Below are 15094 nucleotides of genomic sequence, written 5' to 3'. Positions count from 1 at the left end.
ATTTTTTATCTTTGTTTAAAATTTAGCATATGAAACTAGCATTATTAACCATTGGGTTGTTAGCATTGGCATTTGCGGGTATCGCAATTAAAATATGGTCTAAAAAAGACGGAGAGTTTGCAGGAACTTGCGCAAGTCAAAGTCCTTTTTTGAATCAAGATGGTCAAGCTTGCGGTATGTGTGGCAAAATGCCAAGTGAACAAGATTGTAAAAAGGATATGATTACCGAGTAATCAAAATTTCTTATCTTAACATTACGCATACCAAAATCAGTTTTTGAATAAAACAGACACTTTAGAAGAAACAATACGCAAAGCGAAAGAAGGCAAGCAAATTGCCTTTAGTCGCTTGTTAGATATGTTCTGGAACGATGTTTACGGCTTTCAATTAAAGCGCACCGAAAACGAAAATGATTCTGAAGATATCACCATTCAAACTTTTTCTAAAGCTTTCGATAAAATAAAAACCTATAACGATTCATATGTTTTTAAAACTTGGTTAATTGCCATTTCAAAAAACATACATATCGATTTAGTTAGAAAGCGAAAAAAGAGTTTATTAGATTCTAGAAGTAATTCTGAAGTTATAACGAGTGCTTTAGATGCCTCTCCTTCTATGGAAGACCAACTGATTCAAGAACAAAATTTAGCCGATTTACTTAGAGATATTAAAAAACTGAAACCTCATTACCAAGCCGTTATCAATCTTAGGTATTTTAATGAGTTAAGTTATGCTGATATTGCCGCTCATTTGAACGAGCCCATAAACAGTGTCAAAGTAAAACTTCTAAGGGCTAAAAAATTACTTTCAGAAATTATTAAAGAAAGAAAGTAAACTACAGTTCATTAAGAAATTTCTCATAATTTAGAACTCATTTGTGCATTAGGCAATTCTGCTTTACCCTCACTTTTTTAGTTCGTATATTTGTATAAAATTTAGAGCATGTCTACAGTTTTAAAAGAAAATGTTGCCCCACCAAAAGGTAAACCGAAATGGCTTAGAGTAAAATTACCTACGGGTAAGAAATACACTCAGCTTAGAGGTTTGGTAGATAAGTATGACTTACACACTATTTGCACTAGTGGTAGCTGCCCTAACATGGGTGAATGCTGGGGAGAAGGTACCGCAACTTTTATGATATTAGGTAATGTTTGTACCAGATCATGCGGATTCTGTGGTGTTAAAACCGGTAGACCTGAAAATGTAGATTGGGCAGAACCTGAAAAGGTTGCTAGATCTATAAAAATTATGGGTATTAAGCACGCTGTAATTACATCTGTTGACAGAGATGACCTTAAAGACATGGGTTCTATCATTTGGGCAGAAACCGTGAAGGCGATACGCAGAATGAATCCTACTACAACTTTAGAAACTCTAATTCCTGATTTTCAAGGTATAGAAAAGCATTTAGATAGAATTGTTGCCGTTTCTCCTGAAGTTGTTTCACATAATATGGAAACTGTTAAAAGACTTACTAGAGAAGTACGTATACAAGCAAAATACGAACGTAGTCTTGAAGCGCTTAACTACTTAAAAAAGCAAGGTATCAATAGAACTAAATCTGGTATTATGCTAGGTCTTGGTGAACACGAAGATGAAGTTATTACCACATTGGCAGATTTGCGTAATGCAGATGTTGATGTTGTTACTATAGGTCAGTACCTGCAACCATCTAAAAAACATCTTCCTGTTAAGGAATTTATTACTCCTGAGCAATTTAAGAAATATGAAGATATAGGTCTTGAAATGGGATTTAGACATGTTGAAAGCGGTGCCTTAGTAAGATCTTCTTACAAAGCACACAAGCATATTCTATAAATCCTTAAGAACATAATTCTTAGTAACTATTCTAAGGAAAATTAATAGTTCTCATTTAATGAGAACTATTTGTATTAACTGAACACACTTATCGGTAAATAATGCAAAAACTGAACATAGGCATTAATGGTTTTGGAAGAATAGGAAGAACCCTATTTCGGCTTATGCAAACTCATGAAAATTTAAATGTGGTTGCCATTAATGATTTGGCAGACACCCGTACACTTTCGCATTTATTAAAATACGATAGTATTCACGGTACTTCGCCGCTTAATATCTCTCATAACGAAAAGCATATTATTGTTAATGATAAAGCGATAGCACTTTTTAACGAATCTCACCCGTCTAAAATAAACTGGTCATCTACGGCTGTTGATTTGGTTGTAGAATGTACAGGTAAATTCAAGGACAGAGAAACGTTAGCTTTTCATATTAAAAATGGTGCTAAAAAAGTTATTTTATCAGTGCCACCAACCGAAGATGATATTAAAATGATTGTCTTTGGTATTAATGAAAATACATTAACAAAATCTGATGATATTATATCTAATGCGTCTTGCACCACCAACAATGCTGCGCCAATGATAAAAATTATCAATGATTTGTGCGGAATTGAACAGGCATATATAACAACGATACATTCTTACACCACAGACCAAAGTTTACACGATCAACCACATAGAGACCTAAGGAGAGCTCGTGCGGCATCACAGTCTATAGTACCAACAACCACTGGTGCAGCAAAAGCGTTGACCAAAATATTCCCAGAATTAGCAGATACCATTGGGGGTTGTGGCATTAGGGTACCGGTACCTAATGGTTCATTGACCGATATTACCTTGAATGTAAAACGCACTACAAGTATTGAAGAAATAAATTCTACATTTGAGAAAGCTTCAAAAAATCAGTTTAAAAATATTGTACACTACACCAGTGATCCAATAGTTTCTATTGATATAAACAATAGTTGTTATTCTTGTACGTTTGATTCTTTGATGACTTCCGTAATAGGAAAAATGGTCAAAATTATCGGCTGGTACGATAACGAAACCGGATATAGCAGCAGAATCATAGATTTAATTAATTTTATTAGTACTAAAAATTATATTTGAAGATTTTATTTTTAAATAAAGCACTTAAAATTTTACTAGTCCCCATTGTAATTTTGGCGACTACCACCGCCCTATTCTCACAAGATCAAATTCAAAAAACAGATATACAACCTTATTTCGATCAAGCAAGAAAATTCAAGAATCAAGATAAAATCGATCTTGCGCTCGAAACACTAAATACAGCTGCAAATGAAGCTGAAAAAGGTGAAGATATTAAGGGTCTTATCGATAGTTTACACGAATTAGCACTACTCTACTTAAAGATTGATAAAGAGGGGGATACCGAATTTTACTGGGATCGCGCAAGTGTTCTATTAAAAGATATTGCATACCCTTATGGTGATGGTATGCACAAATATATTGAAGCTATTCTTTTACTCAGAAGTAATAGAAATTTTCAAGCATTATTTATGCTAAATGAAGCTAAACAATTAAATAACGATCGTAATTTTTATAACAATCTGTTATTAACCGAAGCAAAGGTATATCTCAGTTTAGAGAAATATGATAGTGCCTCTAAGAATTTGAACTCCCTTATTGTAAATACCGATCTTTACGAAAAAGAATATCTTACCACCCAAGCATATCTAACGCTTGCAGAGTTAAATCTGAAAATCGATAATTTATCTGAGGCTGCTAAAAACGGTGAAAATGCATTAACCCTTGCTACTGCCAACGGTTTTTTAGAAGACATTAAAAATTCGAATACCTTATTATCTTCTGTATACGAAAGACTTGGTTTATACCAAAAGTCTCTTGTAAACACACAAAATCTGGTACAATTAAAAGATTCGATTTTCAATATTGATAAAAATATAATTGAGGCCAAAACAGCCGATAAGATTAGGGATGACTACAAGACTGAAGAGATTGCACGCCAAGAGAAAAAAATAGAAGAGCTTACCGAGTCTCAAAACAGGTCAGAACTTACTGCAATCTTAACTTCTGCATTTTTAATTATTATTTCATTATTGGCAGTTACACTGTATAGGAATAACCAGATAAAGTTAAAAACCAACGACCTTTTACAGACTAAAAACAAAGAATTGCAAATTGCTCGTGATGGCGCCGTACAAGCAATGGAAGCGAAAACGAATTTCCTTTCTACAGTGAGTCACGAACTTAGAACTCCGCTGTATGCTGTTACTGGCTTAACCCATCTTCTATTAGAAGAAAACCCAGAAGAGCATCAAAAAGAACACTTAAAGGCGCTAAAATTTTCTGGAGATTATTTACTTAATTTTATTAATGACATACTACACATCAACAAAATTGATGCGAACAAATTAGAACCCCTAAACATGGAGTTCAACCTTAATAAGGTGATTAATGAAGTAATTAATTCTTTAGGACAAAGTGCAAAGGCAAATAAGACAAACTTAGTTTTAGAATACGATTCTGAAATACCAAATAATTTACTGAGCGACCCACTAAAACTCTCTCAAGTTTTCATGAATTTGATTGGTAATTCTATCAAATTTACCAAAGGTGGTGAGGTAAAGGTTATTGCCAAATTATTAAACAAAGTCGAAGATGATATTACCATCTATTTTGAAGTTAAAGATAATGGTATTGGTATCTCAAAAGAGAAGCAAAAAAGTATTTTCGAAGGATTTGAACAAGGCTCTATTCAGATTAACCGTGAGTATGGTGGTACCGGTTTAGGTCTTACTATTGTAAAAAGTCTACTTAGCTTATTTGAAAGTAAAATTGAGCTTGAGAGTGCATTAGATGAGGGAAGTTCTTTCTTCTTCGAAATTAAGATGAAGAGCATTGACAGTACAACTGAAGATATTCCGTTTGAGATAACACCTAAAGATTATGATTTTAAAGGGCTGCATTTACTAATTGTTGAGGATAACAAAATAAACCAGGTTATCACCAAAAAAATGCTTTCTAAAAGAGATATGACCAGTGACATTGCCAATAACGGTCATGAAGCAGTTACAGCCGCTCAAGAGAATGTATATGATGCCATACTTATGGATATTCATATGCCCGGTATTAGTGGTGAAGAAGCGACCATTCAAATTAGAAAATTCAATCAAGACACTCCTATAATTGCCTTAACAGCTATTTCATTAGATGATAGTTTAGAGAGTTTCTATGCCGCAGGTTGTGACGACGTAGTCACCAAACCATTTAAGCCTGAAGTTTTTTACCAAAAGATAGGGGAGAATATTTTTGACAAAAGACCTAAGAAGTCTTTGTCATAAACTGATTTAATGCTGCTTCTAAAATAGCTTTACCATCTTCTAAAAACTCATGCTTAACTTCAATATAATGCAACTTAGGTAGTTTAGATTGTAAACGCACATAGTCTTTCTCTGTAGTTAGAATACACTCTTTTTCTCTTAATATCGCAATCTCTTGATCAGAAAAGAAATGGTGGTCGCTATATTTTAAGTGCTCAAAAGTGAGTCCGACTGAATGTAAATATTTCGCTAATGGCGCAGGATTAGCAATACCCGTTACCAATGTTACATTTTTCCCTTTTAACGAATTTAAAGTCACCTCAGTTCCTTTTAAATCAGCATTATACGTCAAATAACTGAACAATAGCTTTTGATCAGATGCAATATTTATTTTTGCCGCTATTGAAGCTCTGTCTTGCTGAGATATATCTGCCGGACATTTAGTTACTACTATCACATTTGCACGACTTGCCTCTCTTTTAGAATCTCGCAAATTACCCGTTGGTAAATACCAATCATTCACATACAAATTATCATATGCGGTTAATAGAATAGAAAAATCTGGCTTTACTTTTCTATGCTGAAAAGCATCGTCTAATAGAATTACATCGGGCTTAATTATATTTTCAAGTTGACTTATACCATTTCTTCTATCAGCATCAACTGCTACAGTAATTTCAGGGAATTTAGTTTTTAGTTGAAAAGGCTCATCACCCAAATCTTCTACACTCGTTTCTTCAGTAGAAAGTAAGAATCCTTGCGATTTTCTTTTGTAACCTCTACTCAGAATTGCTACTTGAAATTCTTCACCAAGAGAACGTACGAGTAACTCTATCATAGGTGTTTTTCCTGTTCCGCCTACACTTAAATTACCAACACAAATTGTTTTTGTCGAAAACGATTTTGAAGAAAAAACACCCGTATCATACAGGCGATTTCTAAGAAACACAATAAAGCCGTAGACCAATGAAATAGGAAAAAGAAGTTTTCGTAATACCTGCATCAGAACGAAATTATAATAATTTATCTTTGGATATCTTATTTTTCAATAAAATGACTGTAAAAGACATCACCAAAATATTAGAGGACTTCGCTCCTTTAAGCTATGCCGAAGATTTTGACAACGTAGGATTGTTAGTTGGTAACGCTTCTGCAGAAGTCAGCGGAGTACTTGTTACTCTAGATACTTTAGAAAATGTTGTCGATGAAGCCATTGCTAAAAAATGTAATTTAATTGTAAGTTTTCATCCTATTATTTTCGGGGGACTAAAAAAAATTACCGGTAAAAATTATGTGGAACGCGTGGTTATCAAAGCGATTAAAAATGATATTGCCATATATTCTAACCATACGGCTCTTGACAATGCTCGACATGGTGTTAATGCTAAAATCTGTGAGGCTTTAGGTTTATCGAACACCAAGATATTGATTCCTCAAAAAAATACGATTAAAAAACTAACCACCTATATTCCTAATGATAATCTAGAAGAAGTAAAAAATGCACTTTTTACTGCTGGCGCAGGTGATATTGGCGATTATTCTGATTGTAGTTTTACTGTTGAAGGTAATGGCACCTATAAAGCGAATGCAGACGCGAACCCTACAAAGGGAAGTATTGGCGCTACACATACAGAAAATGAAACAATGCTTACCTGTGTATTTGGTAAGAACGAAGAATCTGCTGTAGTTAATGCTTTATTGTCTTCTCACCCATATGAAGAAGTCGCTTATGACATACAAACTATAGAAAATACCAACCAATATATTGGTATGGGTATGGTGGGTGAAATGGATAAAGAGCTTTCAGAAATAGCGTTTTTGAACCATTTAAAGCTTAAAATGAATGCTAAATTGGTACGACATTCTAATTTTTTAAATAAACCGGTTAAAAAAGTGGCCGTACTTGGTGGCAGTGGTTCATTTGCCATTGGCGCAGCAAAAGCAGCCGGAGCAGACGTATTTGTTACCGCAGACCTTAAATACCATCAATTTTATGAGGCTGAAAACCAAATAGTTTTGGCAGATATAGGACACTTTGAAACTGAGCAGTTTACAAAAAACCTTTTAGTTGATTATCTTACGAAAAAAATTCCTAATTTTGCAATCCATTTATCGGAAAGTATAACAAATCCCATCAATTATTTTTAATATGGCAAAAAAAGAAGATTCATCTGTAGAAGCAAAGTTAAGAGCATTATATGATTTGCAATTAATTGATTCTAGGGTTGATGAAATAAGGAATGTTCGAGGAGAACTTCCTTTAGAAGTAGAAGATTTGGAAGATGAAGTCCTTGGCCTAAAAACGAGAATGGATAAACTTAAATCTGATTTAGAGAATATCAATTTCGAAATCGGTGCTAAGAAGAACCTTATTGAAGAAGCAAAGACTTTAATTAAAAAATACGGCGAACAACAAAAGAATGTTCGTAACAGTAGAGAATTTAATTCTATCAGTAAAGAATTGGAGTTTCAAGAATTGGAAATTCAATTAGCTGAAAAGAACATTAAAGAATTCAAAGCTCAAATTGATCAGAAGAAAGCGGTTATTTCTGAAACTAAAGAACGTTTATCTGAACGTGAAGCTCACCTTAAGCATAAGAAAAGCGAATTGAACGCTATTCTTGCGGAAACTGAGAAAGAAGAAAAAGCGCTATTAGAAGAGTCTATCAAATTTCAAGATAAAATTGAAGAGCGTTTGGTAAAGGCATATGCACGTATTCGTAACAATGTTAAGAATGGTTTAGCTGTTGTGCCAATTGAAAGAGGTGCTTCTGGTGGTTCTTTCTTTACTATTCCACCTCAGGTTCAAGTTGAAATTGCTTCAAGAAAGAAGATAATTACAGATGAGCATAGTGGTCGTATTTTAGTTGACCCAACGTTAGCTGAAGAAGAAAGCGAAAAAATGCAAAAAATGTTCGCTAAATTATAATAGCAAACATCTTACATTGAGTCGTCCTAAAATAGGTTGACAGTTTTTAAATAATTAATATTAAACCAGAGAAGCTAGCTTCTCTGGTTTTTTGTTGTGTATAAAGTTAGGTGTTTTATATTTTAGGCTCAAGTGTGGTCTTTTGTTATTATACGTTCTTATTGATTCTACTATTAGCTTTTTTAATTCCTTGCCACTATTACATTTATAGATTAAGAATTCCCCTTTCAATATTCCGTTCATTCGTTCTGCCAATGCATTTTGGTAGCAATCATACCCATCAGTCATTGATGGGGTCATATTACTTAGCCTTAGTTCTTTTTGGTATATGGCGGAGCAATACTGCAATCCCCTATCGGAATGATGAATTAGATATTTGCTTGTTAATCTATTGTTGTTCGCCATTCTTACCGCCTTTACCACATTCTCCGCACTCATATCATCACTAAGGTGATATCCCATTATTTTTCTGCTATAGGCATCCGTTACCAAGGATAGGAAATGTGTCCGTTCCCTGCTTTTAATGTATGTAATGTCACTGACGAAGAACTCTTCCGGTCCGGAAACTTCGGTTTCTTTCATCAGATTAGGATGTTTTCTAAGCCAATGGTTAGAGTTTGTTGTTTTGGTGTAATTCTTTCTTGGTCTTATCAGCATCGATTCCGAGCGTAAATATCCAAACAGGGCATCTCTTCCTATTTTTAAATTGTGCTTTGCGAATTCGTCCTTTAGCAGGTAATACAGCTTTCGTGTTCCGAGCCTGGGCATATCCTTGCGAACACCCTCGACCAAGTTCCTTACTTGCATAAACTCCCGTTCTCTTTTTATGATACGCTTTTCTGCTTGGTAGACCCCTTGTCTACTTATCCCAAACAATCGACAACAACGAGATAAACTTAATCGTTGTTCTTGTCGGATGCGCTGGATTGATTGGGCGAATGCTTTTTTCTGATAGCGGTTCCATATTGTTTATCGGAGATATCGATTATGGTGTTGAGAATTTTGTTCCTCAGTTTTTCATCAGAAAACTCTCTCTCCAAGCGTTTGATTTTTTGGGCAGGCGTTTCTTTTGATTTCGGCATTTGACGGCGTATTGGTTTACTCCAATCTAATGTACCATGTTTTCTCAGCCAAACCAAAACGGTACTTCTACCTTGAATGCCATAAGCCTTTTGCGCCTGCTTATAAGTCATCTCGCCTTTTTCGACCTGTTGGACAACACTTAGTTTAAAGCCCAGATTATAATCGCGTTGGGTACGCTTGTTTACCGTAGTAATTGAATGTTTCATAAATAAGTCGATTTTGTGTCAACTTATTTCAGGACGGGACACATATATTAAAAAAGCCATCTTTAAAAGATGGCTTTTTTTGTTTACATTCATTACTATGAAATCTCTAAAAATCATTTTCATTTTTATTATGATGCATAGTTTTAATATGGAAGCTCAAGATTTATCGGACTACAAATGGAAAAATAGAATTGTAATTCTTTATGAAAACGATACTAATACTACCGATGTAAAATCTTCCTTAGAAATTATCGATAATAATGCTTCTAAATTTTCTGAAAGAGCTCTTCTTGTTTTCGTTTATAAAGACAATCTATTATATAGCGTTGATAGAAAATCTAAAGAAATAAAAAAATCAGACATACTGCCAGAAACATACGATGGTTATATTTTAATAGGAAAGGATGGCGGAATTAAATCTAAAACCACATACCCATTTAACCTAAAAAAATTGCTTGACTTAATAGATAGTATGCCAATGCGCAAAAGTGAAATGAGGTATAATAAGTAATTACCCTATTAGCTTTAGCATTAGTTTTTCAACTTCTTCGCTATCCCATTTCTCTGCTATATTTGGTAGTTTCATAACTTCTCGCATAATATCTTCTTGTGCATCGCCTTCTGCTAGTGCTTCTGCATAGGGTCTATTTGAGAATGTTACTCTACTGTAAGCGGGAATCCATTTTTCTGGATGCTTTGCCGAAAAATGCTTTTCTATTTTTTTCTGAAGTAAGAAATTAGTGTCGGCAGTTTTACTGCTCATCTCCACAAAATTACGATAGCTTAATTCTGCAATAGCATCTGCATTCGGTTTGCGTTTTTCTTGATAGGTAGAAAAAATGCGTCCCCAATCATCTCCGAATTCCTTTATAATTTCATCTAACACAAAAATATCTTCGAAGCCAGCGTTCATTCCTTGTCCGTAAAATGGCACTACGGCATGCGCTGAGTCGCCTACAAGGGCTACTTTGTCCCAATATGTCCAAGGATAGCATTTCATCGTTACCATGGCGCTCGTTGGGTTCTTAAAGAAATCTTCTGTAAGATTCTCTATATCATCCATAACATTCGGGAAATAGGTATTGAAAAAATGTACCGCTTCTTTTTTGGTCTTTATATTTTCAAATGAAACATCACCTTCAAAGGGCATAAATAATGTACAGGTAAAACTGCCATCTAAATTTGGCATAGCGATAAACATAAATTTACCACGTGGCCATATATGAAAAGAATTCTTATCTAATTTATGAGAACCATCTGCATTTGCCGGTATGGTCAATTCTTTATACCCAACATCGATAAAACGCTGAGAATAATCAAATCTACTACGTCGTTGCATTTTATGACGAACGCGCGAAAATGCTCCGTCGCAACCAAATACTAAATCGAACGGATATTCTATCCACTCCCCTTTTTCACTTTCCCCCGTAAATACTTTGGCGCCTGGCAAATCTATATCCCAAACTTTTTCTTCGAAACGAAATTCTACTCCGTTCTCCTCTGCCAAATCAATCATTCGCCTGTTTAGTACACCACGTGAAATAGACCAAATAGCCTCACCGTCTTTACCGTACTTTTGAAAATATTGCTCCTTCCCTATCACATGCATCGCCCTTTTATCTAAGGGTATGGCAATTTCTTTAATCTCGTCTTCTATGCCAACTGCCCTCAAAGCGTTCCACCCCCTATTGCTCATAGCAAGATTTATGGATCGACCAGAAAATTCTATATTTCTAATATCTGGTCTTCTATCGAATACCGTAATTTGATGTCCGTATCTTTTCAGGTAAATGGCAAGCAAAGATCCTACTAGGCCTGAGCCAATAATGGCAATGTTCTTTTTTTCTTGGGTCATGTTTTAGGCTTTAAGCCAACATTAATTGAATGTTAAAAATATGAAATTATGCCTTCATTTCTTGTATAAAGAGATAAACTAAACTAATCATTTTCTTTATTGAGCTCATATCTGTTTAATTTTTAATTATTTTTGTTAAACAAAATATATAATTTGGAACATTTTAGTAAAGAAGACCTAGGTAAAATGCCTAGTAGATATAGAGCGCATTTAATTAATAGTTGCACCGGTTATAAATCTGCGAACCTACTTGGTTCTAAATCTGGTAGCGGTATTAGTAATTTGGCGATTTTCAATTCTGTAGTTCATATTGGTAGTACGCCACCTATGCTTGGGTTTATTCTAAGACCATTAACAGTGAAAAGAAACACCTATGCCAACTTTAAAGAAAGCGGATTCTTCACGGTCAACCAGGTTAACGAAGCTATTATTAATGATGCACACCATACTGCAGCTAGCTATGATGAAGATATTTCAGAGTTTGCAAAAACCGATTTAACCGAATCTTATTTAGATGATTTTCAGGCTCCGTACGTAAAAGAGAGTGCAATTAAATTAGGTTGTAGCTATGTGAACGAATATGAAATTAAAGAGAATGGTTGTCTATTAATAATTGGTGCTATTGAACATGTCTACATGCCAGATGCTATTTTACACGATGACGGTTGGTTGCAGTTAGATAAAGCAAATACTGTTGCCATCAATGGTTTAGATGCTTATGCCCTACCGCAGCTTTTAGCACGATTCGCTTATGCAAAACCAGACGAACCCAGTAAACATATACTATAGTGGCGCATAAAAAAGTAAATCTAGAAACTAAAATTTGCGCTACCTGTAATAAACCTTTTTCATGGCGCAAGAAATGGGCACGCAATTGGGACGATGTAAAGTACTGCGGAGAAAAATGTAGACGTAATAAACTTAAAACCGAAATTCATGAATAATTTAATCTGGTTTAGAAACGACCTAGGTGTTCGTGATAATTCTTCTCTGGTAGAAGCTATGAAAGGCAATAAGGTTATCGGCTTTTACTGTTTTGAATCTTTATTCTTTGAAACTGATGAATTCGGATTCAAAAGAACAGCAAAATACAGAGCAAAATTTCTGCTAGAAACTGTAAAGCAATTAAAACAAGAACTTGAAAAACTGAATATTCCGCTTTTTGTTTACCTCGGTAATTCTGTAGATTACTTACCTAATCTAATAGAGAAGCATAAAATCGATACTATTTTCTTGCAAAAAGAATGGACAAGAGATGAGCTTGTGATATTGAATGACGTAAAGAAAAAAATACCTTCTAATATCAAATTCAATGAAGTATATGATCAATTTTTATATCACCCAGATGATATCCCTTTTGATGAGTTTACCTCTATACCCGATGTTTTTACAAACTTCAGAAAAAAGTGTGAAGCTATTTGCAAAGTAAGACCTATTGCCGAACTACCGACTAATCTATCTGATGAAAACTTAGTGGGTACTGATACTGAAATTCCCACATTAAAAGAACTCGGCTTCACAAATTTCTCTACACATACTAATTCTGCTTTTCCTTTTGAAGGCGGTGAATTAGAGGCGCTCAAGAGAGTTCAAAATTACTTTTGGGAAACCAAAAAATTAAGTTTTTATAAAAAAACGAGAAACGGATTAATTGGTATCGACTACAGTTCTAAATTATCTGCTTGGTTAGCAAATGGTAGCATCTCGCCAAGAACAATTTACTGGGAAGTGAAAAAATTTGAGCGTGAAATCATTAAAAACCAAGATACGTATTGGTTAATTTTTGAATTGATTTGGAGGGATTATTTTAAATATGTTTCACTAAAACACCGTGATGCAATTTTTAAGTTAGGGGGAATTCTAAATACTACTTATGATCCGAGAACCAATGAAAAAGATAAACACACTTGGATCAATGGTTTAACTAAAGAACCCTTTATAAATGCTAACATGAAAGAACTATCAGAAACCGGATGGATGAGCAATAGAGGTAGACAAAATGTGGCTAGCTTTTGGTCTAAAGAACTAGAACAAGATTGGCGAATTGGTGCCGCTTATTTTGAAAGTATGCTAATAGATTATGATGTACACAGCAATTGGGGAAATTGGATGTACGCTAGCGGAGTCGGTAATGATCCCAGAAACAGAAAATTCAATATTAAAGGTCAAGCTGAAAGGTATGACGCTGCAGGTAAATATCAAAGGCTATGGTTACAAGAGACCTTATTCTAACCTAACACGAAATAACAAACAAGAAAATGAAAATAGTACGCTTAATTTTAGGTGACCAATTAAATCAAAATCATTCATGGTTTTCTTCGGTAAATGATGACATCACTTATGTGATGGCTGAAATGAAGCAAGAGACCGATTATGTAAAACATCATATTCAAAAAGTGACCGCCTTCTTTCTCGCAATGCGAAGTTTTAAAGAAGACCTTTCTGCAAAAGGGCATAATTTTATGTATTACCAACTAGATGATAAAAACAATCCTCAAAATTTAGAGCAAATTATTTCAAATACAATAGCCGAAACTAATGCCGAAAAATTCGAGTATCAACTGCCAGACGAATATAGGCTTGACCAACAGCTGCAACAAATTTGTAATTCTTTAGATATCGCTCATGATTATTACGATAGCGAACATTTTTATACGACCAGATATGAGCTAAAAGATTTCTATACCGGTAAAAAGCAAATGGTCATGGAAAGCTTTTATAGAATGATGCGTAAAAAGCACGACATAATGGTTCAAAATGATCAACCGGAAGGAGGAAAATGGAATTACGATCAAAGCAATAGAAATAAATGGAAGGGTCAGCCACCTATACCCAAAGAAAAAGAGTTCATTAAAAATGTAGAAGAAATTATTGAACTCCTCAAGAATGCGAATGTGCAAACAATTGGTAAAATAGATTCAGAATCTTTTGCTTGGCCGGTAACGAGAGAAGAATGCTTAAGCACGTTAGATTACTTCTGTAAACAACTTTTACCACATTTTGGAGATTATCAAGATGCAATGCATGATGACGAGAAGTTTCTTTTTCATTCTAGATTATCTTTCGCAATGAATGCCAAAATACTATCGCCTAAAGAAGTTATAGATGCTGTTTTAAATCATTTTTACGATAAAACTACCAATATAAATATATCTCAGGTAGAAGGTTTTATACGGCAAATTTTAGGTTGGAGAGAGTATATGAGAGGTATTTATTGGAAAGAAATGCCCGAATACAAAGAACTGAACACATTAAACAATACCAATAAATTACCAGATTTCTTCTGGTCAGGTAATACAAAAATGAATTGCCTAAAAAAAGCAATCGGTCAAAGCTTAGATGCTTCTTATGCACATCATATTCAAAGACTTATGGTTATCGGTAATTTTTCTTTATTGACTCAAATAGACCCAGATGAAGTAGATAAGTGGTATTTAGGGGTTTATATAGACGCCATAGAATGGGTTGAAATTACCAATACTAGAGGTATGAGCCAGTTTGCCGATGACGGTATCGTAGCAACAAAACCTTATGTAAGCAGCGCTAATTACATCAACAAAATGAGTAATTATTGCGGTAATTGCCACTATAGCCATACCAAGAAAATTGGTGAAAAAGCGTGCCCTTTTAACTCGCTATATTGGAATTTTCTATCTGAAAAAAGAGAACATTTTAAAGACAACCAACGTATGAATATGATGATGGCGCTTTTAAATAAAATGGATGGGAACAAGCTTGCAGAAATTCAAGAAAGAGCTGCTCATATTATTGAAAATCTAGACACAATTTAATGGTTATTTAAAGTAAAATTTACACCTCAAAATAGTCTAAATTATACTTTTGAAACGTAAATATTTAGAACATTCCGCGAGAGCGCCTATATAAAGAAAACACCT

15 protein-coding genes are annotated in these 15094 nt (G+C 34.4%); 12 read left to right on the top strand and 3 right to left on the bottom strand.

The features are described 5' to 3' along the window. Nucleotides 1–29 precede the first annotated feature (29 nt). From ACJJVT_RS01150 to ACJJVT_RS01130, 5 genes are all read left to right on the top strand, one after another. Complete coding sequence (locus ACJJVT_RS01150) at nucleotides 30–233, top strand: membrane or secreted protein (RefSeq protein WP_133688772.1); 204 nt, start codon at nucleotides 30–32, stop codon at nucleotides 231–233. Between the two features lie 43 nt (nucleotides 234–276). Next, nucleotides 277–834 (top strand): RNA polymerase sigma factor, encoded by a 558-nt coding sequence (locus ACJJVT_RS01145; protein ID WP_133688771.1) that lies wholly within the window; start codon nucleotides 277–279, stop codon nucleotides 832–834. A 108-nt stretch (nucleotides 835–942) separates the two neighbouring features. Beyond that, the gene (gene lipA / locus ACJJVT_RS01140; RefSeq protein ID WP_036156039.1) at nucleotides 943–1818 is read left to right on the top strand and encodes a lipoyl synthase; all 876 of its coding nucleotides are present in this window, start codon (nucleotides 943–945) and stop codon (nucleotides 1816–1818) included. A 101-nt stretch (nucleotides 1819–1919) separates the two neighbouring features. Further along, nucleotides 1920–2930 carry a type I glyceraldehyde-3-phosphate dehydrogenase gene (gene gap / locus ACJJVT_RS01135; protein ID WP_405395754.1) on the top strand — a complete coding sequence of 337 codons (1011 nt, stop codon included), beginning with the start codon at nucleotides 1920–1922 and terminating at the stop codon, nucleotides 2928–2930. Continuing rightward, a complete protein-coding gene (locus ACJJVT_RS01130) occupies nucleotides 2927–5146 on the top strand; it encodes an ATP-binding protein (RefSeq protein WP_405395753.1) in 2220 nt (739 codons plus the stop codon). Before gap ends, ACJJVT_RS01130 begins: the two co-directional genes overlap by 4 nt. Here the strand turns inward: ACJJVT_RS01130 and lpxK are convergent. Further along, complete coding sequence (gene lpxK, locus ACJJVT_RS01125; RefSeq protein ID WP_405395752.1) at nucleotides 5127–6128, bottom strand: tetraacyldisaccharide 4'-kinase; 1002 nt, start codon at nucleotides 6126–6128, stop codon at nucleotides 5127–5129. The genes ACJJVT_RS01130 and lpxK overlap by 20 nt on opposite strands. Before the next feature lie 50 nt (nucleotides 6129–6178). Here lpxK and ACJJVT_RS01120 point away from each other — a divergent pair, with 50 nt between their 5' ends. Both ACJJVT_RS01120 and ACJJVT_RS01115 read left to right on the top strand, forming a co-directional pair. Beyond that, nucleotides 6179–7273, top strand: coding sequence for a Nif3-like dinuclear metal center hexameric protein (locus ACJJVT_RS01120; RefSeq protein ID WP_405395751.1), 1095 nt, complete (start codon nucleotides 6179–6181; stop codon nucleotides 7271–7273). Between the two features lies 1 nt (nucleotide 7274). Beyond that, nucleotides 7275–8054: a zinc ribbon domain-containing protein gene (locus tag ACJJVT_RS01115; protein ID WP_073247240.1), complete on the top strand. Its 780-nt coding sequence runs from the start codon at nucleotides 7275–7277 to the stop codon at nucleotides 8052–8054. 60 nt (nucleotides 8055–8114) lie between these two features. Here the strand turns inward: ACJJVT_RS01115 and ACJJVT_RS01110 are convergent. Beyond that, a protein-coding gene (locus ACJJVT_RS01110) for an IS3 family transposase (RefSeq protein WP_405395749.1) occupies nucleotides 8115–9343 on the bottom strand; the annotation gives its coding sequence in 2 pieces (ribosomal slippage) (nucleotides 8115–8995 and nucleotides 8995–9343; 1230 coding nt in all). 97 nt (nucleotides 9344–9440) lie between these two features. Between ACJJVT_RS01110 and ACJJVT_RS01105 the strand changes: the two genes are divergently transcribed. Beyond that, nucleotides 9441–9854 carry a DUF4174 domain-containing protein gene (locus ACJJVT_RS01105; protein ID WP_405395748.1) on the top strand — a complete coding sequence of 138 codons (414 nt, stop codon included), beginning with the start codon at nucleotides 9441–9443 and terminating at the stop codon, nucleotides 9852–9854. Here ACJJVT_RS01105 and ACJJVT_RS01100 read toward each other — a convergent pair whose 3' ends face one another. Beyond that, nucleotides 9855–11198 carry an FAD-dependent oxidoreductase gene (locus ACJJVT_RS01100; RefSeq protein WP_405395746.1) on the bottom strand — a complete coding sequence of 448 codons (1344 nt, stop codon included), beginning with the start codon at nucleotides 11196–11198 and terminating at the stop codon, nucleotides 9855–9857. It lies immediately after the preceding gene. A 153-nt stretch (nucleotides 11199–11351) separates the two neighbouring features. On the opposite strand from ACJJVT_RS01100, the gene ACJJVT_RS01095 reads away from it, so the two are divergent. The 4 genes from ACJJVT_RS01095 to ACJJVT_RS01080 are packed head-to-tail and all read left to right on the top strand — an operon-like array spanning nucleotide 11352 to nucleotide 14989. Next, nucleotides 11352–11987: a flavin reductase family protein gene (locus tag ACJJVT_RS01095; protein ID WP_405395743.1), complete on the top strand. Its 636-nt coding sequence runs from the start codon at nucleotides 11352–11354 to the stop codon at nucleotides 11985–11987. Continuing rightward, on the top strand, nucleotides 11987–12142 hold the full coding sequence (locus ACJJVT_RS01090; protein WP_299325835.1) for a DUF2256 domain-containing protein: 156 nt from the start codon (nucleotides 11987–11989) through the stop codon (nucleotides 12140–12142). Before ACJJVT_RS01095 ends, ACJJVT_RS01090 begins: the two co-directional genes overlap by 1 nt. Further along, the gene (locus ACJJVT_RS01085) at nucleotides 12135–13430 is read left to right on the top strand and encodes a DASH family cryptochrome (RefSeq protein ID WP_405395741.1); all 1296 of its coding nucleotides are present in this window, start codon (nucleotides 12135–12137) and stop codon (nucleotides 13428–13430) included. The genes ACJJVT_RS01090 and ACJJVT_RS01085 overlap by 8 nt, the downstream gene beginning before the upstream one ends. Nucleotides 13431–13456: 26 nt before the next feature. Continuing rightward, nucleotides 13457–14989, top strand: coding sequence for a cryptochrome/photolyase family protein (locus tag ACJJVT_RS01080; protein ID WP_405395738.1), 1533 nt, complete (start codon nucleotides 13457–13459; stop codon nucleotides 14987–14989). The last annotated feature ends 105 nt before the right edge of the window (nucleotides 14990–15094 follow it).

This window comes from Maribacter sp. Asnod2-G09 (genome assembly GCF_045063795.1).
GTDB lineage: Bacteria > Bacteroidota > Bacteroidia > Flavobacteriales > Flavobacteriaceae > Maribacter.
This window is presented reverse-complemented; position numbering and strand designations above follow the sequence as displayed.

Bases quoted from the DNA above. Each gene is read 5' to 3' on its own strand.
- ACJJVT_RS01100 (WP_405395746.1), bottom strand. From the start codon at position 11,198: ATGACCCAAGAAAAAAAGAACATTGCCATTATTGGCTCAGGCCTAGTA.
- ACJJVT_RS01105 (WP_405395748.1), top strand. From the start codon at position 9,441: ATGAAATCTCTAAAAATCATTTTCATTTTTATTATGATGCATAGTTTT.
- ACJJVT_RS01080 (WP_405395738.1), top strand. From the start codon at position 13,457: ATGAAAATAGTACGCTTAATTTTAGGTGACCAATTAAATCAAAATCAT.
- ACJJVT_RS01085 (WP_405395741.1), top strand. From the start codon at position 12,135: ATGAATAATTTAATCTGGTTTAGAAACGACCTAGGTGTTCGTGATAAT.
- gap (WP_405395754.1), top strand. From the start codon at position 1,920: ATGCAAAAACTGAACATAGGCATTAATGGTTTTGGAAGAATAGGAAGA.
- lpxK (WP_405395752.1), bottom strand. From the start codon at position 6,128: ATGCAGGTATTACGAAAACTTCTTTTTCCTATTTCATTGGTCTACGGC.
- ACJJVT_RS01115 (WP_073247240.1), top strand. From the start codon at position 7,275: ATGGCAAAAAAAGAAGATTCATCTGTAGAAGCAAAGTTAAGAGCATTA.
- ACJJVT_RS01150 (WP_133688772.1), top strand. From the start codon at position 30: ATGAAACTAGCATTATTAACCATTGGGTTGTTAGCATTGGCATTTGCG.
- ACJJVT_RS01120 (WP_405395751.1), top strand. From the start codon at position 6,179: ATGACTGTAAAAGACATCACCAAAATATTAGAGGACTTCGCTCCTTTA.
- lipA (WP_036156039.1), top strand. From the start codon at position 943: ATGTCTACAGTTTTAAAAGAAAATGTTGCCCCACCAAAAGGTAAACCG.